This window comes from Stenotrophomonas sp. GD03794, assembly GCF_029842145.1.
In the GTDB taxonomy this organism is placed as follows: Bacteria; Pseudomonadota; Gammaproteobacteria; order Xanthomonadales; family Xanthomonadaceae; genus Stenotrophomonas; species Stenotrophomonas riyadhensis.
The window spans coordinates 1-18,254 of record NZ_JAOCFV010000079.1 but is presented as its reverse complement, the minus strand read 5'-3'; the positions used below and the strand labels follow the sequence as shown (position 1 = coordinate 18,254).

15 protein-coding genes and 1 pseudogene are annotated in these 18,254 nt (G+C 60.2%); 8 read left to right on the top strand and 8 right to left on the bottom strand.

Going from position 1 to position 18,254, the window contains the following annotated elements:
* Positions 1–313: 313 nt before the first annotated feature.
* Positions 314–874, top strand: coding sequence for a cyclin-dependent kinase inhibitor 3 family protein (locus N5D91_RS23020; protein ID WP_049397644.1), 561 nt, complete (start codon positions 314–316; stop codon positions 872–874).
* Positions 875–940: 66 nt separating this feature from the next.
* Here N5D91_RS23020 and N5D91_RS23015 read toward each other — a convergent pair whose 3' ends face one another.
* Positions 941–1,375: a helix-turn-helix domain-containing protein gene (locus N5D91_RS23015; protein ID WP_049397645.1), complete on the bottom strand. Its 435-nt coding sequence runs from the start codon at positions 1,373–1,375 to the stop codon at positions 941–943.
* A 104-nt stretch (positions 1,376–1,479) separates the two neighbouring features.
* On the opposite strand from N5D91_RS23015, the gene N5D91_RS23010 reads away from it, so the two are divergent.
* From N5D91_RS23010 to N5D91_RS22985, 6 genes and pseudogenes are all read left to right on the top strand, one after another.
* Entirely contained in the window at positions 1,480–2,097 is a 618-nt protein-coding gene (locus N5D91_RS23010) for a cation diffusion facilitator family transporter (protein ID WP_049397646.1), read from the top strand.
* Complete coding sequence (locus tag N5D91_RS23005; RefSeq protein ID WP_162838286.1) at positions 2,094–2,246, top strand: hypothetical protein; 153 nt, start codon at positions 2,094–2,096, stop codon at positions 2,244–2,246. The genes N5D91_RS23010 and N5D91_RS23005 overlap by 4 nt, the downstream gene beginning before the upstream one ends.
* 108 nt (positions 2,247–2,354) lie before the next feature.
* Positions 2,355–3,578: a TolC family protein gene (locus tag N5D91_RS23000; RefSeq protein WP_223276982.1), complete on the top strand. Its 1,224-nt coding sequence runs from the start codon at positions 2,355–2,357 to the stop codon at positions 3,576–3,578.
* 137 nt (positions 3,579–3,715) lie between these two features.
* Positions 3,716–4,522, top strand: a pseudogene (locus N5D91_RS22995) (efflux RND transporter periplasmic adaptor subunit); the annotation flags it as partial.
* Between the two features lie 8 nt (positions 4,523–4,530).
* Positions 4,531–7,728, top strand: coding sequence for a CusA/CzcA family heavy metal efflux RND transporter (locus tag N5D91_RS22990; protein WP_180854127.1), 3,198 nt, complete (start codon positions 4,531–4,533; stop codon positions 7,726–7,728).
* On the top strand, positions 7,725–8,003 hold the full coding sequence (locus tag N5D91_RS22985; RefSeq protein ID WP_049397649.1) for a hypothetical protein: 279 nt from the start codon (positions 7,725–7,727) through the stop codon (positions 8,001–8,003). Before N5D91_RS22990 ends, N5D91_RS22985 begins: the two co-directional genes overlap by 4 nt.
* A 135-nt stretch (positions 8,004–8,138) precedes the next feature.
* Here N5D91_RS22985 and N5D91_RS22980 read toward each other — a convergent pair whose 3' ends face one another.
* The 3 genes from N5D91_RS22980 to N5D91_RS22970 all read right to left on the bottom strand — a co-directional run bounded on the left by N5D91_RS22980 (position 8,139) and on the right by N5D91_RS22970 (position 11,492).
* Positions 8,139–9,236 carry a UvrD-helicase domain-containing protein gene (locus tag N5D91_RS22980; protein ID WP_049397650.1) on the bottom strand — a complete coding sequence of 366 codons (1,098 nt, stop codon included), beginning with the start codon at positions 9,234–9,236 and terminating at the stop codon, positions 8,139–8,141.
* Positions 9,214–10,794, bottom strand: coding sequence for an AAA family ATPase (locus N5D91_RS22975; protein ID WP_111007899.1), 1,581 nt, complete (start codon positions 10,792–10,794; stop codon positions 9,214–9,216). Before N5D91_RS22975 ends, N5D91_RS22980 begins: the two co-directional genes overlap by 23 nt.
* Before the next feature lie 245 nt (positions 10,795–11,039).
* Positions 11,040–11,492, bottom strand: coding sequence for an antitoxin Xre/MbcA/ParS toxin-binding domain-containing protein (locus N5D91_RS22970; RefSeq protein WP_065427963.1), 453 nt, complete (start codon positions 11,490–11,492; stop codon positions 11,040–11,042).
* 362 nt (positions 11,493–11,854) lie between these two features.
* Between N5D91_RS22970 and N5D91_RS22965 the strand changes: the two genes are divergently transcribed.
* Entirely contained in the window at positions 11,855–12,856 is a 1,002-nt protein-coding gene (locus tag N5D91_RS22965) for a DUF6602 domain-containing protein (RefSeq protein ID WP_180854126.1), read from the top strand.
* A 55-nt stretch (positions 12,857–12,911) separates the two neighbouring features.
* Here N5D91_RS22965 and N5D91_RS22960 read toward each other — a convergent pair whose 3' ends face one another.
* Genes N5D91_RS22960 through N5D91_RS22945 form a run of 4 tightly spaced genes read right to left on the bottom strand, consistent with a single transcriptional unit; the run spans position 12,912 to position 18,112 of the window.
* Complete coding sequence (locus N5D91_RS22960) at positions 12,912–13,364, bottom strand: hypothetical protein (RefSeq protein ID WP_049397654.1); 453 nt, start codon at positions 13,362–13,364, stop codon at positions 12,912–12,914.
* A gap of 6 nt (positions 13,365–13,370) precedes the next feature.
* Positions 13,371–15,227 (bottom strand): hypothetical protein, encoded by a 1,857-nt coding sequence (locus N5D91_RS22955; protein ID WP_180854125.1) that lies wholly within the window; start codon positions 15,225–15,227, stop codon positions 13,371–13,373.
* Entirely contained in the window at positions 15,220–16,800 is a 1,581-nt protein-coding gene (locus N5D91_RS22950; protein WP_049397656.1) for a site-specific integrase, read from the bottom strand. Before N5D91_RS22950 ends, N5D91_RS22955 begins: the two co-directional genes overlap by 8 nt.
* Entirely contained in the window at positions 16,787–18,112 is a 1,326-nt protein-coding gene (locus N5D91_RS22945; RefSeq protein WP_223276829.1) for a site-specific integrase, read from the bottom strand. The genes N5D91_RS22950 and N5D91_RS22945 overlap by 14 nt, the downstream gene beginning before the upstream one ends.
* Positions 18,113–18,254: the final 142 nt, after the last annotated feature.

The window sequence follows — 18,254 nt, the reverse complement described above, 5'->3', positions numbered from 1 at the left end:
CCAATGCCAGAATGCTCGGCTTCATGTGTTGTCTCTAGCGAGGAGCGTGTGTACACCTTGCTCCTGGACACTCTCGCTGTCCAACACGTGAGCCTACTGGTACACATGCAGCGTGAGCCTACTGGTACGCATGTAGCGTGAGCCTACTGGTACTTGTTGCCTGCAACTGACAAAAGGATCACCTTTGCTGTGCTGCTCGGCAGGGCGGCACCACTAGGTCGGCTGGAATGTTTAGCTCAAGGATCGGCATAGAAGCCATGGGTGGTCGCCGCTGCGCCGCGGCTCTCTTAGTTGCCGCGATGAGGGATCGACAATGTTCAGAACTAGTCACACACATCCTCTGCATATCGCCACGATCGCTGTCGGAGTCAGTGGCGGCGCAGTAGGTGTAACTTTCGCGCCAGGGAAGTTTCAAAAGGCCGCGATGACGGGGCCATGGAGTCGTGACATTGACGTGGACCTTTGCGCGATTCGCCAGTGGGGCGCGGGGTACCTGATCTCCCTGATTGAGCCATGGGAGTTCGATGAGCTTAGGATTGCCGCGCTGCCAGAGCGGGCGATGGCGCAGGGAATCAAGTGGTACGGACTTCCAATCGTAGACGGCGCAGCGCCTAACAGTTCCTTCTTGGAGGCATGGCGCGAGTTGGGCCCAGCACTCAGTAATGAGTTGTTGCGCGGAAGCCGCGCAGTTGTGCATTGTAAGGGCGGGCTAGGACGAGCTGGCACCGTAGCGTGCTTGTTGCTGTTAGAAACAGGCACGGCTGCCACTGGTGAGCAGGCCATGAGCATGGTTCGTCAGGTCAGGCCGGGTGCGATCGAGACGCATGAGCAGGAGGACTTCATACGCGCCTGGAGTCCAGGTTCGGGCAGCTAGGCTACAGGCAACTGACACCGTCGACCGGCCGGACTGCAGAAGTCATAGGTTTTGGACCGCGGGTGCCTAGGTAGCGCTCTTGCTCGATTCCTTGCGTGGGGAGTCCTCGGAAGTCGGCTGGCGCAGCGTCGACAGGATGGTGCACTCAGCTCGCTGTCCGCCGTGACAACTGGCGATTACCCGTTCCAGTTCGTTGGCCATACGTTGCAAGTCTGCCATCCGGGCGCGAATGTCGGACAAGTGGCTGCGGGCCAGACGATCCACATCCACGCACGACAGGCCCTCGTCTCCGGCCAGCTGCAGCAGGCTACGGACCTCTTCCAGGCTGAAGCCCAAATCCCGACCGCGGGCAATGAAGCGCAGGCGCTCAATGTCCGCCAATCCGTAGACCCGGTAACCATTGCCTGATCGTCCCGGCCTCGGGAGCAAGCCGATACGCTCGTAGTAGCGGATCGTCTCCAGATGGCACCCGCTGGCGGTGGCGGCGTCACTAATTTTCATTCGTAGTAGGCTTGACTCCGTAGTAGCTACGGACTTTACCCTCGTGGGCCCTGCCATGCCAGCGGACCGCGCCGGCCCGGCTCCCCTGCGATGGAGAAGATCCGATGAGTGATTGCGGCTGCCACCACGAGGCAAAGAACGCGCAGGAACGGCGCGTGCTGTGGATCGCTCTGGCCCTGAACGCTGCAATGGCGGTGATTGGCGGCATTGCCGGCTGGATCGCCCATTCCACCGGCTTGCTTGCCGACGCACTGGACATGCTCTCCGACGCCACGGCCTACGCCATTGGGTTGGTCGCTATTGGTCGGACGGCGCGCTTCAAGGCCAACGCTGCTTGGGTCAGCGGTAGCGTGCTGCTGATTCTGGGCGTTGGCGTGCTGGTCGAGGTCGGTCGCCGCGTACTCCACGGGGCTGAACCGGTAAGCGGGTGGATGATCGGTACGGCTCTATTGTCGCTAGTGGTCAATCTCGCGGTCCTTCGCATGCTGGCGCCACTGAAGTCTGGCGAAGTACATCTGCGGGCGACGTGGCTTTTCACCCGAGCCGATGTGGTAGCCAACGTGGGCGTGATCCTGGCTGGCCTGCTGGTGTGGTGGCTGGCCAGTCCATATCCGGATTTCGTAATCGGTGCCCTTATCGGCCTCTACGTGATGAAGGAAGCCTTTGAAATATTGGGCGACGCGCGCCGGGCACGCGCCGACGCGCGCAAGACCCCTGCATGACCGCGGGCGGCCAGCTGGGATTTTCCCTGCGCTGGTTGCTGCTGGCGCAATTGGCTGTCGGCCGGTATTTGCCTGAAATCGAGGCCGAAACGCGTGCAGATGCGTATGAGCATCTGCACGCGCCCTTTCGACCGCCAATTTCCGGGTGACGCATGTGGGCGCAGGCCGATCCCTGTGATCTCGAGAACCTTCGGAGTACTTCCATGTCTGTGCGATGGGCGGCCTTGGCCGCGTTGCTGTTAACGGGCGCAGCAGCGATGCCTGCGGCGGCGGTCGAGTTGATGACCTTGGACGATGCCTTTGCACGCGTAGCCCAAACCCATCCCGAGCTGCGTCTGGTCGATGCGCGAGCCACTGTCCTCGTTGCCGAGCGAGATAAGGCGGTGCAGCGCCCACCCTGGACGCTCGGTGCCGAGGTCGAAAACGCGCTGGGCACCGGCGCGGCCGGTGGCTTGGACAGCGCCGAGTTGACCTTGAGCCTGAGTTCGGTGCTGGAGCGCGGCGGCAAGCTCGACGCCCGCCGTACCTTGGCACAAAGCCGGATTGATGCGCTGGCCGTGCAGCGCGAGACCGGGCGCCTGGACTTGCTAGCCGAGACGGCGCAGCGCTATTTGGCTGTCGTTGGTGCCGACCGGCAACGAAGCCTAGCGGACATCGATGTTGGCCAACGCCAGCGAACCGTGGCCGCCGCCAGGCAGCGCCTGCAGGCCGGCGCTTCACCCGAGTCGGTGCTGCTCACCGCGCAGGCAGCGCTTGCGCGGGCCGAGCTGACGCGTGATCGGGCCGAGCAACAGCGACTCGCTGCTCGTCAGCATCTGGCCGCTTTGTGGGGCGAACGTACTCCCAGCTTCGAGGTGGCCCCGGCCGATCCGATGGCCCTGCCGAAGATCGCCTCCATGCAGACGCTGGCCGATGAGTTGGAACGGACTCCGGAATTGGCGCAGTTTGCCGACGCCCGCCGGATCGCGCAGGCACGACTGCAGCTGGCGCGTTCAGCGGCCTCACCGGACCTGTCCTGGCAGCTCGGAGTGCGCCGACTACAGGAGACCGATGACACCGCGCTGGTCGCCAGCTTATCCATGCCGCTGGGTAGCCGCAGCCGCGCACAGCCAGAGATTCGCGCCGGCGAAGCCGAGCTGCAGGTCCTGACGATCGAGCGCGAGGCCAAGGGCCTGTCGCTGTACTCCACGCTGGTCGAAGCCCATGGCCGCTACACCGTGGCACAGGCCGAGGTGGCGCGCCTGCACGGCGACGTGTTGCCGAAGCTGGCCCGAGCCGAGCAGGCCGCTGAGCGTGCCTATCGTGCTGGGGCGATCAGTTACCTGGAATGGGCACAGTTGCAGTCCGAACGCGCCGCCATGGCCCAGCAACAGCTGGACGTCGCCTTGGATGCGCAGCGCGCCCTGATCGAAATTCAACGACTGACCGGCCAGGCGCTTGTCACGCCGCCGGCTGCCGCTTCCACTGGAGAGACCCCATGAATCGCTTTTCCTGGACCGCACTGGGCATGGCCCTGATGCTGGCGGCCTGCAACGCGTCGACCCCCAACGAAGCATCTGAAGGAGGCCACGCCGCTGAGGGCGAAGAGCACGGCGAGCACGAGGAAGCGCCGCTGGAAACCGAGATCGCGGCCAAAGCTGCGCAGGCGGCGGGTATCCAGGTCGCGCCGGCTGGACCCGGTGAGATTGCCGATGAGCATGAGGTGCAAGGGCTGTTGACCCCAATCGATGGGCGCATCGCGCAGGTCACTGCACGCTTCCCCGGACCGGTCCGTTCCGTGCGAGTGGGCGTGGGTGACCAGGTACGCACCGGCCAGGTGCTCGCGACAGTGGAGAGCAACCTCAGCCTGACCACCTACACCATCACCGCGCCGATCAATGGCGTGGTCATGGCGCGTACGGCCACCGTGGGCATGTCGGCGCCTGAGGGCGCCCCGCTGTTCGAGGTCGCCGACCTGTCCACGCTGTGGGTGGACCTGCACATCTTCGGCGCCGACGCCCAGCACATCAGTGCCGGCGTGCCGGTGACGGTCACCCGCTTGAGCGATGGCGTCACGGCGCAGACCACATTGGAGCGCGTCCTGCCCGGCACCGCCACTGCCAGCCAAAGCACCATCGCCCGCGCCACCGTGGCTAATACCGATGGGCTGTGGCGGCCGGGTTCAGCGGTCAAGGCGCGGGTCACCGTGGATCGCCAATCGGCGTCGCTGGTGGTTCCGATCACCGCCCTGCAGACCGCACAGGACCAGGACGTTGTCTACGTGCAGCAGGGCGAGACGTACCACACCCGGCCGATCAAGCTGGGGCGCCGCGACGCCGAACGCGCCGAAGTGCTGGAAGGGCTCAAGGCGGGTGAACGAGTGGTGGTGGCCCAAAGCTTCTTGATCAAGGCCGACATCGAAAAATCCACCGTGGAAGAGGAATGAGGCCCGCCATGCTCGAACGCCTCATTGGTCTGTCCATCCGCCACCGCTGGCTGACGCTGGTGCTCACCGCTGCGCTAGTCGCACTGGGCGTGTGGAGCTACCGTCACCTGTCCATTGACGCCACGCCCGACATCACCAACGTCCAGGTCCAGATCAACACCCAGGCCCCGGGTTACTCGCCGCTGGAGGCCGAGCAGCGAGTGACCTTCGCCATTGAAACGGCCATGGCCGGGCTACCAAAGCTGGACTACAGCCGCTCGCTGTCGCGCTACGGACTCTCCCAGGTCACTGTCGTCTTCAAAGACGGCACCGACCTGTACTTTGCCCGCCAGCAGGTCGCCGAAAGGCTACAGCAGATCGCATCTCAGCTGCCCGAAGGGTTGGACCCAGAGATGGGTCCCATCTCTACCGGCCTGGGCGAGATCTTCATGTACACCGTGGAGGCTGAGCCCAACGCCCGCAAGCCCGACGGCACCCCGTATACCGCCACGGACCTGCGCACCCTGCAGGACTGGGTGATCCGGCCGCAGCTGCGCACCACGCCTGGAGTGACCGAGGTCAACACAATCGGTGGCTTTGAGCGGCAGATCCACATCACCCCGGATCCGGCCCAGTTAGTGGCACTGGGCTTTACGCTGAACGATGTGGTCGCAGCGGTCATGCGCAATAACCAGAACATCGGTGCCGGCTACATCGAGCGCAACGGCCAGCAATTTCTGGTCCGCGTGCCCGGCCAGCTGGCCAATCTGGACGCGATTGGGAACATCGTGCTGGACCGGCGCGATGGCGTGCCCATTCGCGTCCGCGACGTCGCTAGCGTAGGCGAAGGCAAGGAGCTGCGCACGGGTGCGGCGACCCAGAATGGCCATGAGGTCGTGGTCGGTACCGCCTTCATGTTGTTCGGCGCCAACAGCCGGGAAGTCTCCCAGGCGGCCGCGGCCAAGCTGGATGCCGCCAACGCCAGCCTGCCTGCCGGCGTCCATGCCAAGGCCGTCTATGACCGCACCGCGCTGGTGGATCGCACCATCGGCACGGTGTCCAAGAACCTGATCGAGGGCGCGCTGCTGGTGGTGGTGGTGCTGTTCCTGCTGCTGGGCAATGTGCGCGCCTCGTTGATCACCGCGGCGGTGATCCCGTTGGCGATGCTGTTCACCATCATCGGCATGGTGCGTGGCGGCGTGTCGGGCAACCTGATGAGCCTGGGCGCGCTGGACTTCGGCCTGATCGTGGACGGGGCGGTGATCATCATCGAGAACTGTCTGCGCCGGTTCGGCGAGGCGCAGCACGCGCTGGGCCGCCAGCTCAACGATGAAGAGCGCTATGACCTGACCGCCTCGGCCACCGCCGAGGTGATCCGTCCCAGCCTGTTTGGCCTGGGCATCATCGCCGCGGTCTACCTGCCGATCTTCGCGCTGTCCGGGGTAGAAGGAAAAATGTTCCACCCGATGGCGATCACGGTGGTGCTGGCCCTGACCGGCGCCATGGTGTTGTCGCTGACCTTCGTGCCGGCGGCGATCGCCAGCTTCCTGCGCGGCCGTGTGGCTGAGCACGACAACCGCCTGATGCGCTGGTCGCGTGCCCGTTATACGCCGCTGCTGGATTGGGCCCTGCGTCGGCGCGTGGTGGTGCTGGCCGGCGCGGCCGTGCTGGTGGTGGGCTGTGGCGTGCTGGCCACCCGCTTGGGTTCGGAGTTCGTGCCGAGCCTGGATGAGGGCGACATCACCTTGCAGCCCATGCGTATTCCCGGCACCAGCTTGGAGCAGTCGGTGGCCATGCAGGAAACGCTGGAGAAGCGCCTGGCCCAGTTCCCGGAGGTGGCCAACATCTTCTCAAAGATCGGCACCGCCGAGGTGGCCACCGATCCTATGCCGCCGTCGATGGCCGACACCTTCCTGATGCTCAAGCCCCGCGACCAGTGGCCCGACCCGCGCAAGCCCAAGGCCGAGCTGGTGGAAGAGCTGGAGGCGGCGGCCAAGGAGATCCCGGGTAGCAACTACGAGTTCACTCAGCCCATCCAGATGCGCACCAACGAATTGATCTCCGGCGTTCGCTCGGACGTTGCGGTCAAGGTCTACGGCGACAATCTTGACCAGCTGACCCGCCTGGCCAGCCGGGTCGAGCGCGTCCTGCGCGGGGTCCCCGGCGCCGAAGACGTCAAGGCCGAGCAGGTTACTGGCCTACCACTGCTCACCATCACGCCAGATCCAGCGGCATTGGCGCGGTATGGATTGAATCCGGGTGACGTGCAGGACACGGTGGCAACCGCCATCGGCGGTAGCGTCGCTGGCCAGCTGATCGAGGGCGACCGCCGATTCGACCTGGTGGTGCGTTTGCCCGAATCGCTGCGGCAAGACCCGGCTGTGCTTGCGGACCTGCCCATTCCACTGCCGGAGAGCACCAGTATCGATGAGTCCAGCCGTGTAGCCGCTGGTGCCAACGGTGGGCCTCGCACTGTTCCACTACGAGAAGTGGCGAAGATACAGGTAGAGCGCGGGCCCAACCAGATCAATCGTGAGAACGGCAAGCGTCGAGTGGTGATCACCGCCAACGTGCGTGAGCGTGATCTTGGCGGATTCGTTGGCGATCTGCGTACCCGCATCGGCCAGGATGTACCTCTTCCAGAGGGGTACTGGATCGATTATGGCGGCACGTTCGAGCAGCTGATCTCGGCCAGCCAGCGCTTGGCGGTAGTTGTCCCGGTCACATTGGCGCTGATCTTCGCCCTGCTGTTCATGGCCTTCGGCTCGGCCAAGGATGCCGCCATCGTGTTCAGTGGCGTTCCCTTGGCATTGACTGGTGGCGTAATCGCCTTGGCTCTACGCGGAATTCCGCTGTCAATCTCTGCGGGCGTAGGCTTCATTGCGCTTTCGGGCGTGGCAGTACTCAATGGCTTGGTCATGATTGCCTTCATCCGCCGACTGCGTGAGCAAGGCGACGCCCTCGAAGATGCTGTCCGGGATGGCGCCCTGGGGCGACTACGACCGGTCTTGATGACTGCCCTGGTGGCTTCCCTTGGTTTCCTGCCGATGGCTTTGAACGTAGGCGCTGGTTCTGAAGTACAGCGGCCGCTGGCCACGGTCGTAATCGGCGGTATCGTGTCCTCGACCGCGCTGACGCTGTTGGTCCTGCCGGTGCTGTACCGCTGGCTACATCGCGACCGCGGCAGTCGTGGCGATGGCGCTATCCAAGATCCCTCAACCTCATGAACGAGATCAATTTGGAAGAGGTCCGGGCAGCGATGTTCACGGACCCGGGCGTGAAAGCGGTAGACGGCCTGCGGCTCGTCCCAGGCCTGGCACCTGGACGCGCGATTGCGGCCACCATCACTGTCGCTGCCCCCTCGGTGGACCTTGACGTGGTCCACGCTGTGATCGCCCGGGTACTTTTCGATCAATTCGGCATCGAGCGGGCAGTGCTTTCCTTCAACGACCCTGGGCCAGTGCCGCCGCCACCCACGGCGGCGCCCTTGAAGAAATTGTGACCGCTGCAAAGCCCGTACAGATCGTTGCCACGAAGCTACCCTACGTTGCCAGCCGCTCCAGCACTGTACTCGTCACGTCGGTCAGCCATGCCCAGTCCGTGGGCCTACTGCGTGTCCGTGCAAACTGTTGCGGCGCTAAGTCGTTTGAGCTTGAGGGGTATAGACTTGGTGGCCCAAAAGCGCGCACGTGCCGTTATACACAAACGCCACACTCTGCCTCGCCCGGGTGAAGGCGACGTAATACTTGGGTGGCGCCGTTATGCGGGACGCGTCGGCAGTGCGCAGGTACTGCGTCAAAGGCCCATTAGGGAAGATGAGCACACGGCTATAGGTGCGTCCCTTGGACTGACCGAAGTTCATTGCTGGTAGGCCATCGCAAGCCTGCCGTCGGTCATGCCGCAGCACGGCTGGGGCAAACTCCTGCATGTACGCAGTGACATGCTCGGGCGCGACCAGGTATATGCCATCGTGACCGGTCAACTGATCATTGCCTGATTGGGTCCGGGGCATCTGTGGATAGAGCGCGTCGGCCAGATCACACAAGGCCTGCACGCATCGTAAACTCGTGAGGCGGTGATCGATCTGGCACAGGCCGTGCGACTCCCAAAGCTGGAATAACGTCGCCAAGTTCGGTCCGCGGAACTGGCTGTACCGAGGCGCGTAGTTGGTGGCGTAGGTCGCTTGGCGCGTGTCGCCCACTAGCGTAACGCCGATGGGGCTCTTCAACAGGCGCTCAATCAGATCTAGGTCGTAGCCAGCCAAGTCCTGCACTTCATCGACGTACACTTCGTCGTACATGTCCGCCAAGCGCGAGATGACCTGACCATGAGTTAGCTCATCGCAACGAACGGCGAAATCCGAGGCCCGATCCGAGTACATCCTGTCGCCTGCCAGATAGTGGCGGGAAATCTGCGAGCGGGGTGCCCGGTTGTTAGTCCGTCCTTCAACGAACTGAATCGATTCAACCCGTGGCTCGCGACACAGTGCCGCCTGATAAGGTCGAATACACTCGCGTAGCAGAAATCCGTACCAGCTATACAAGGTAACATTCGCGGGCACCGCGCCGGCATGGGCCTCGAATGAGCGTCGAATTTCTTCGAGATTCTCCAAGGTATAGGTGAGCATAGCGATGCGGCGCTGTGGTCGCTCCAAGGCCTGGCGGACCAGCAAGGTGGTCTTGCCAGAGCCGGCTGCCGATAGCAGTACCCGGTTAGGCGATAGCACGCTGGACATAGTCCGGGAACCTGATTGAATGAGGGCTGTTGAAAATGGCTAGAGCCGTATCGGTCTTGTGACCTTTCATGTACTTGAGCAAAGCCACCTCGTCGGCGAATGACTGGGCCAGCACGGTGTTCAGCTCGTCCAGTGAGTTGGCTTTAATAAGTTGTTCTTCCAACGATGGGGCGGTCTCGTCAGAATCGTAGTAGATGGCATTGGGGAAGTCGGCATATCGCTCTTGCACTAGCGCGATATCACCATCGTTGTCGGTGACGACTTTGGCCTGAATACGCAGGCGCTCCGCAATCTGCAAGAAGCGCTTAAACGCCAGTGATTTGACCGAGATGATGTCCACGCCACGGGCCAATGGTGCTACACCGTGGTGATCCAGGTAGGCACGTTGCACGATCAGCTCGTCGGACGGGCCCTCCACCAGAATTACCCGCTTGGCCAGAATCAGTCGCAACGTGTCATGGCCAGGAAGCTTCATGAAGTAATCGTGCGTATCATGCGGCAACTGATCCAGTTTCATCTGGCCTTGGGCGCTGAACAGGATCACATTGTCCACGCCCAACTTGTTCAGAACGAAGCTGCTGTGGGTTGCGATGACCACTTGCTGCGCTGTAGAGAGCGCTGAAATCTTGTCAATCAGCTGGCTCATGCCAGAGAAGGAGAGGTGGTTCTCCGGCTCTTCGATCAGCAGTACATGCGCCGAGCCTGCAGCATGCATAGCCAGCTTCATCTTTACTGCGCTTTGCTCACCCTTGCCAGCTTGGGTGAAAGGAAGCTCATCCAGGTACGGTGACAAGCTGGTTTCCCACGTTGAGCGCGGTGAAGAGTCCACGCCCACCGTCAATGCTTTGTGACTGATGTCCCCCGTGTGCTCAGTGAGATAAGCATTAATGGCGGCAACGTCGCCCTCTTCCGCGAAGCTTTGCCGCATGCGGCGAAAACTCAGAGATAGCGACACGCGCTGCGCTGGGGTAAGCGCCTGTTCGATGATGCTGGCGATATAGCGATCGGCTCCGGACAGTGTCTTGATACCGTGGGTGTCGATGATAGTTGAATCGAACGGGATGGTACGAGCGGTGACACCGTTGTTGGCAAAGGAGTACCAGCGCACCGTGTAGTATTCCACTGGGAGGCTGGTCGCGCCCTGGTGTTGCTGCAGGTAGGCGTTGAATTCCTCGCGATAGTCATCGCTGAGCTCGACCAGCAATCGGACGCCTGCACCGTCTAGACCTAATGAGTTGTTGGTGCCGCGCAAAGACGCCAGCGCGGGATCGTTCCCCAAATAGGCTTCAATGGAGATCCTGGGCGGTGACGCAGGCGTTCCCGCGCGCAGAGCCGCTAAGTACTCCCTCACCGTTGGCTGGTGGAAAAGATAGGGTGTGAGCTCGTAGGTGAGGTTGCGACCATACAGCTGCCCAGTTATCACTGCGTGGATCGCTTCCAGCAAGGTGGACTTTCCCACCTCGTTGTCACCAACCACAAGGTTCATGTGCGCATTGAGCTGCAGATTGAGGTGGCGAAAAGACTTGAAGTTCTCGATAACAATACGTTCGATCGGCATGCTCCATCCCCCGGTGGACTATCCTGTCTCTACAGAACTTTACGCGGCTCGTAAGAACGATGCCAACTGGACTGGATTTGGAAAGAATTTGTTCTGGACAGGCCTGGCGGGCACAGAAGGTAAGCCATCAAAGACTGCTAAATGAACAGGATCCATCGTCTTCGCTCGTCTCACGTATCGGCTATGCGGTTTGGTGGTTGTGACGAGGTGGTGGTTATAGTCCCGACTTTCTTAGTGGTGCTCGGTCACAGACTGCTGGACGTCGTCGGAGCTGTCAGGGAGGCGGCGATTCCCTGGGCCTCTAGATAGTCACGAACAGTGGCAAGGTCGTTGAGTTGACCAGAGCACATGAAGGCCAAGGCCGGGGTCCCCTTGAACGGTGCTGCGCTGTTGGGGCGTCGTAGCCAGCTGTCAGCTTGCTGCTGATCAGGGAAGAGGATGTGCAGTGCCCGGTATATGCCGAGCGCATAGCTGATTCGCTCGAGTGTTTCTGGCCAAAGGCCGTCAGTCACTCCCGCCTCTAGCTGTGCACAAGCAACGTCGATGGGCCTACCCAGGATTGCCGACTGCTCATGAGCGCTTAGTTTCCAAACTTCTGCCATCTTGGTAAACGCGCGCAGAGCAGGTCCTTCCAGGCTGGTGGCGTCACTGGCGATTGGGTAGATCATCCCTCTGGCCTGGGGGAGCAGATGAGTCATGCTACTCCCGTTTCACTCATCGCACCCTTCCGCGATGCGCCGATTGACTAAATGGTTGGCCTACATAGGCGGGCGATGCTCATGTCATCTCGACCGTTCGGTGCGAGGGAGGCCTAACAGCCCCGCCTCGGCCGACGGTCTGGCAGCCGACTGCCTGCCGGCCGCACGTCTGCATTCTATTTCAACGACACGTGGTGGCTGGTAGTGAACAACGTGGTGTGACCCCTTCAGGACCTATAAACACTGAAGGGGACAACAGTGACTACTGGGCCTCTATGCCCTGCCGCAACAGGCCTTATAGGGAAGGCGCCGGCGATGGATTTCACGGCATCATTGGGCTTGGAAGAGGAAATCCATCACAAATGATCCGAGCAGCTCCGCACCGCGACGATGGGCATTATCGGGAAGCGAGTCTGCGAGAGTTCCTCAAGCAGCATCTCCCATCACGCTTCCTGGTTACCAGCGGATTCGTGACCGATCATGATCGAGAGCAAGACAATCAGGTTGATCGATCCTGGCGCCAGATCGACTGCCTCGCGCATGACAAGCAGGACTTTACCCCGCTGTTACGCGCCGATGAATTTTCGATCGTTAGGCCTGAATCCGTTGCTGCGATCATTGAGGTCAAGAGCTCTCTAGAAATAGTGAGGGAAACCGTCCGGATGAGTACCAGCCCATCGTTTCTCACCCCCAAGGGGCGACACTACCGCTGGGCGGGCAGCCTGGTCGAGGCCCTTGAGAACATCAAATCTGCGGTCGACGTGATGGAAGCTGCATCCATCCGCCGCAATACGTACTTTGCGGGAGTAATCGCCTATTCTGCGCGCCCCCTCCGAAAGCTGCCTGAAGCGATGAACTCCGGCGAACTGTTCAAGCAGCTTGGGATTGAGGAAATTGAACATTTGCCCGACTGCATCTGTGTTCTAGACGGCCCCGCCTGGTCCTTCTCATGCGTTGCCGGAACGGATCCGAACGTCCACGGCGATGTGACCACCGACCCTAACTCTTCCTACGCCATTGGATCTCCACGGGACGGCGAGGGAAGCGCACTTCAGATCTTTAGCGCCCATCTGCATAACGCGGTTGCGGTGAATCGGCTACAGCAGCCGCACATGGTCGGAGGGGCGCACTCCGCTGCAGGCTATAGCGCGCAGGAACAGCACTACAGGATCCCCGTCTCATCCAAGCGAATGTTAGGTTCTACGTACAGCAATGCGCACCACACCTCGAACAGATCGACCATGCTTAGCTTGGTCTTCTTGCGCGCGCCGCTCTTTCAGTGTCCGGATCCCTTCCAGCAAGACGCCGATAAGAGCCGGCAGCGGATTCTGATCGGTCCGAACCGAGGCTCTACTACTCAGTAGCGTGCATTGCGACCGGCGGAGCTGCCGTGACCTCTCAAAAGAAACCACTTCCAGGTCACTGCTCGCTATTCTCTCTCTTCTTCTTTTCACCTTTCCGGCGACCAGAACGGTTCACCTCAGGCAACGGCTTGTCCAATGCAAGCAAGTCCATACGAACGTTGTTCGCGTAGGCGTTGTATTGCCATCGACGAAACTGATCAAGAAGCAGATTGTTGGTGTCCTCTAACCGTTTAACCTGCGCTTCCAAGTCAGTGATGCGGCGGATAGCGGCGTCCAACGTGAAATCTCTCGGAAGCGCATCTCTCGCCTCACGCAAATCCTTTTGACGCTGCTGAAACCGCTCCTTGACGGCAGGATAAAGGTACATCGTGTGCTTCGAGATCGAAGGCACGTCCAGCACCTTTGCGGCGCGCTCGCAGAATAGCGGCCAAGTGAGCTTGCCGTCCCAGCGATCCAGCTCACGCATTATCTTTGGCAGCGTTGCCTTGGTGATGATCTTCTTTGGCATGGCGGGTCAGGTAAGAGCCAAGGCAATCATTTTCGGACCAAGCGCATCCATGGAGGGCACTTCGACAACGCCAAGATCCATGAGAGCACGGCGAACCGGAGAAGGATCGTGCCCATCCGGAATCCTGAGGACCGCTCCCTCCAGAACATTGGGATGCTCCAATGCCATCCTCATTGCCTTGACGTGCGCGAGCTTCCACTTGTGATTGTCCACCCAGCGGTCGGCACCAAAGTCGCCATCCTCATGAGCTTTCATGGCCTGCTGGAGCAGTTTTTCCGTCTGCGCCTCCAAGAGGCGAATCCGGTCTAGCGCAACGTGATCACCCTTGATGCAAGCATGCTCCTTGCAGGTCATGCATTCGCGCTGTTTCTGGCACGGTGCCATGGCGTAGTCGTGCACGCACATGCCATAGAGCGTGGCTTTGGCCGTTCCCAGCCGATCAGTCCCAAGTTCCTGATACGTCACCGGTTGACGCTGCTTGATGCGTTCGAGCAATGGGGCAGGCTGCATCGGAAGCAGCCCACGGGCAGCCTCTAGGCGTTCCTCCGGCGAGCGATGGTCGTAATGACGGTTGTCGGAAACCTTTGCGCGACCGGCCCAGCGCGCCAGGCTGTAATCGTCCATGCCCGCCCGTTCTGACATCGTGCTGAGCCAATGACGGAGCTGGTGCGATGTCAACGTGATGCGCGTGCCATCCAAATTCCGCAGGCCCATACGGTCAAAAAGAGATTCGCCGTGGCCGCTGCCAGCGCCCAAGCGCTTATTCACCTCGTTAGCGCTTGGAATCCGCCATGAGTCTGGCCTAATTTCCTTCTCGCGACTGAATTCATTCTCTCGATGCAGGCACAGAGCACTCCAGGTCGTCAGCACCCTCTTCTCATCAAGGAAGGGCCAGTAGAAGCCGCCAAATTCTTTGATGAGATTGGACGTGCCGACATCTTCAGACGAAGACGTGGAGCCTTCGAACGCCGCCCTGACTAACTCACGTGCAGGAGCACCGATTTCGATCAGGCGCCGGACGGCCTCTTTCACGACGTCATGCATGACAGGCACGACCCACTTCTTCGTCGCTCCTTTGCCCTTGGCCGCATTCCAACGCAGGAACATCTGAAGATTACCGTCGTCATCTTCCTCCCACTGGATGCAGTCAATAGGAAGCTTCAGCACTTCGGAGACGCGGCCTGGCGCGGCCATAAGCAGGATGAAGATTGATGAGTAAAACTGACTCTCCCGATCGTCGGCCAGGGCAAACACGTCAGCAACTGCGAGCATTGCCTCATTGGTGGGAAGCTTTTTCATGCGATGGGCCTGTCCCGCTTCGCCGAGATCCTCGGTCAGGATCACCGGCTTCTTGAAAGGAGACTTCCAAGCCGGCAACGACGGGACAAGGCTGTTCTCACGTAAGAAGTCGAATACAGCTTGAAGTTGGAGCCCGGTCTTGTGGTGCACGTCCTCGCTGGAGTAGAACTCCTTGCACTTGTTGGCGCAAACGTCCATTACCGCACCACTCAGGAGTCCGACATCTCCTCGGCCGCAAGCCGCCAGCAATCCTGCCTCCACGCAGCGAAGTGCTTGGAGCATCATTGCCAAGCTCTTGACTGGCCTGTGGCTATATCTGTATCGAATGTATGCCTTTGCGAACTGCATGAATGGTTCGACGAAGGGCGTGAAAGAGTATGAGTTCAGAGGTGCTGTTTTCGTTGCGAAGACGACTATGGTCTCGTTTTGCTGCCACTTGTCGCGATCCCAAGCGCCACCATTCGCGAAGGCAGTCAGACCCTCTTTTGCCAAGCGTATGAAGTCGGCAAGGTTTCCGCTGGCTTCACGCTCAGCGCGGGGAACGAAATGGACGACATCACCCATGGGTGCCCGCCTCCAACAGATTCGCGTCGAGCATCTGAGCCCTCGCATCCTTGCACATCGAAACACAGTGCTCGACAGCAAGGATCAGTTGGTCATTAGCATTAACAATGACGTTGGAACAGCCTGCCTCCCGGGTGCGCTCCTTCTCGGCATATAGGTCCACCAGCACCTCTTCATGCGGCCCGTCGACCCACGGCTGGAAGTGAAAGCATGTGTAGCAGGCTCGGTAGCCGCTAGCGCAGAATCCATAGTTACCGCAGGTCCCCACCGCGTGTTGACGATCATTCGGCACACGGCTCCGCGGATCGTCACCGCGAACTGCCTTACGTTCAGAGTGGACAAGCTTGCCGAGGCAGGCTTGCGCGAAGGGAGCGAGTCGAGCACCCACTAGCTCATTGATGACTACCGCCTCTTGAGCGGTGTTCTCCGTGTACACATGGACGTTCTGGGTGTCGGAATGATCCAGCAACTCGGCGATGATGACTGCACCGAATCCCTCTCGGCGAAGCTTCGTGCCTCGCGTGTGTCGGAATCGCAGTGCGGAAAAACGAATAAACTCACCAGTACGCTCCGAGTGCGCAGTCGACGCCTTCGCGCAACGCTGTAGAGCGGAATCGAGCGAGTCAATTTTTGAATGCAGTTGATCTGGCGCGCCACCCATCAGATAGTCGGTGAGCTCGTCTAAATTTCCAACATCCTCAAGCTTCTTGCGATTGAGAAAGATCGGCACCTCACCTACCAAGGCAGGATCAACCGCCCCCCCAATCGCCTCGAGAACTGCGGCGACGGACTGTCGATGCTGCTGCCGAAGCACCAGATATAGGTCTTCAAGGATGGCAAGAGACCGGTAGGCACCTCGAAAAGCGATGCCACGTTGCTTGGCTCGCGGAATGTTGAGCCTAAACATGGGCGCGCCTTCACCTGTTTCACGAACGAGATCCCGCCCCCTGAGAGCAGCGATCTGGACGGGACGGCGCGCGGTCATCGCCAAGGTGAGCAGATATGCGTAGTCCTCGAATGCAATGTCCTTTCGTGCTACCGCGAGGTTCGCCCAATCCAGGAGCGCAGCCATCTCGAGGTCGGTGTAGGGCCCATTCTCGGGGCAACCACTAGCAACGGCCGCCCCCTTTTCATTCCCCTTTATTCGCCAGCTTTGGAGGAGATCAACGACTTCGCTAGTGACGCCGTCAAATCCGTAGTCATGCCAGGCAAGCAGAAAGCCCTTCAGGCCGCCTAACTGATATTGCTCGTCTGCCGCAAGGCTGGCGCGCCAGTTGATGAGGTCAACCACGGTCACCCGCGACGCTCCTGTATCCCGCAGGTATCGCTTGAAACGCGTCTCCATATTTCGCGCATGACGAGCGGATGCCTCTTCCGCATAGCGCAACAGCGTGGCGCGAAAGCCAGCCTCGGTTCTAGCTTCAACCACCCCCGGCAGCGCTAGTGAAATCTGCACGTCCTTGTTTAATTGCCAATGTTTATCCGAAGGCTTGAAGGGATAACCATCCTTAGACACTGTCTGAGCGGTCGACTTTCCCTCGACATCGACCTGCTTTGGATTAGCGCGAATCACCACCGCCCCCCTTGGAGTTATCGCTACGCTTGGGATGAGCGGCCTGCACCTGACGAGCAGCCTTGTCGCTGGCTTCACGAATGTGACGCCGGTTGTACGTCGCTCCCGATGCCTTGCTGCGATGACCGTTCAGGAAAGCACGAACATCCAGCTCCCTAGCCTCGCTGAACGGCAATGCCTCAGCATCTTCACCCGACCGGATCTTGGCGTTGTGCTTGTCAATGCTGACGGAAAGCTCGTAATTGAAATGGTGTCGAAAGGCGTGGGGATGGATCGCCTCAAAGGCGGGGTCCACCGCGCGCATCCGCGAAAAGATCTGGCTACTCAGAGCTGAGGTGGAGAGTGGCTTGCCCCATGTATCGCCCTTCCTGTGCGAGACAAGTAGATACGGATGCCTTCTGGCGGGGCCGATCCTGGAACGGACATTCAGCATGTAACGGTCGATCTGATTGGCGAGCGCCTCAGGTATCGGTAATGGCCGCTCCTTGGTCTTCGTTACCGGCTGATAGGGTCGCGGGTCATGCTTATCATCCTGATTGCGCCGAACCCAGACGTGCGGCTCATGGCCCAAGTCGAACTGGTCGAGTCGCAAGCTCAATAGCTCTCCTCGTCGCATTCCGGTGTGTCTTAGCAGCCCGAAGATGATGGCATTGCGGAGCTGGACTTCCGGATGCCGGAACGGATTGCGCGGATCACCCTCAGTGCCTATCGCCATGAATCGCTCGACCAACTCGGAGGGTGGCGAGCGCAGATCCAAATCGTCATCCCTCTGTTTTGCCAACCCGCGCGGTCGGTGCTTGCGAATGGTTCTGGCCATCCGCGCAATTTCTTGAGCGGTTCGAGACGAGTTCTGGTGCTGTGTAACGACCGAAGCCGTAAATTCCAGATAGTCGGCAAACGTGCTGATACGGTTGAAATGCTGTTGCCCACCAATGGTGGCCAGCACCTGATTTGAGGCAACTCGCGCCTCGAGAAAATCGATGACGACGCTTCGTTTCTTGTCACCTTCTCCAACTGAACTCAACTCCCGCATGTCGAGCTTGGCGAAATCTCGAAGCGACACTATGTCTGAAACTGTGAGAAGGCGCCCGCTGCGGAACTCGGTGATCAGGTCTCGGCCATTGGCCTGCTCCCAGCGCAGAAGTACAACGATGTCGGCAAGCTTGTTTCGGATCGTGTTGACGGCTGCCCCGGCATTCCGAAGCTGGGAAGTAGCGAACAGGGTCGGGTAGAACAAAGGCACGCCCTGCTCGTCGTGGAGCATTGGAACTCGTTCTCCTTCGCCAAGCACATGAACTGACAGCATGGCCATCACTCTTCTTCTACTGTTTTTGCATATGTACAACTGTATATGAAATTTTCGACTACGCAAGTCAGCGTAGAAAAAAGAAAAGCCCTGTAAAAACAGGGCCTTCCTCGAAGCTATATCACCACTATTGATCTAGTATTCGCTA

Bases quoted from the DNA above. Each gene is read 5' to 3' on its own strand.
- N5D91_RS23020 (WP_049397644.1), top strand. From the start codon at position 314: ATGTTCAGAACTAGTCACACACATCCTCTGCATATCGCCACGATCGCT.
- N5D91_RS23015 (WP_049397645.1), bottom strand. From the start codon at position 1,375: ATGAAAATTAGTGACGCCGCCACCGCCAGCGGGTGCCATCTGGAGACG.
- N5D91_RS23010 (WP_049397646.1), top strand. From the start codon at position 1,480: ATGAGTGATTGCGGCTGCCACCACGAGGCAAAGAACGCGCAGGAACGG.
- N5D91_RS23005 (WP_162838286.1), top strand. From the start codon at position 2,094: ATGACCGCGGGCGGCCAGCTGGGATTTTCCCTGCGCTGGTTGCTGCTG.
- N5D91_RS23000 (WP_223276982.1), top strand. From the start codon at position 2,355: ATGCCTGCGGCGGCGGTCGAGTTGATGACCTTGGACGATGCCTTTGCA.
- N5D91_RS22990 (WP_180854127.1), top strand. From the start codon at position 4,531: ATGCTCGAACGCCTCATTGGTCTGTCCATCCGCCACCGCTGGCTGACG.
- N5D91_RS22985 (WP_049397649.1), top strand. From the start codon at position 7,725: ATGAACGAGATCAATTTGGAAGAGGTCCGGGCAGCGATGTTCACGGAC.
- N5D91_RS22980 (WP_049397650.1), bottom strand. From the start codon at position 9,236: ATGTCCAGCGTGCTATCGCCTAACCGGGTACTGCTATCGGCAGCCGGC.
- N5D91_RS22975 (WP_111007899.1), bottom strand. From the start codon at position 10,794: ATGCCGATCGAACGTATTGTTATCGAGAACTTCAAGTCTTTTCGCCAC.
- N5D91_RS22970 (WP_065427963.1), bottom strand. From the start codon at position 11,492: ATGACTCATCTGCTCCCCCAGGCCAGAGGGATGATCTACCCAATCGCC.
- N5D91_RS22965 (WP_180854126.1), top strand. From the start codon at position 11,855: ATGATCCGAGCAGCTCCGCACCGCGACGATGGGCATTATCGGGAAGCG.
- N5D91_RS22960 (WP_049397654.1), bottom strand. From the start codon at position 13,364: ATGCCAAAGAAGATCATCACCAAGGCAACGCTGCCAAAGATAATGCGT.
- N5D91_RS22955 (WP_180854125.1), bottom strand. From the start codon at position 15,227: ATGGGTGATGTCGTCCATTTCGTTCCCCGCGCTGAGCGTGAAGCCAGC.
- N5D91_RS22945 (WP_223276829.1), bottom strand. From the start codon at position 18,112: ATGGCCATGCTGTCAGTTCATGTGCTTGGCGAAGGAGAACGAGTTCCA.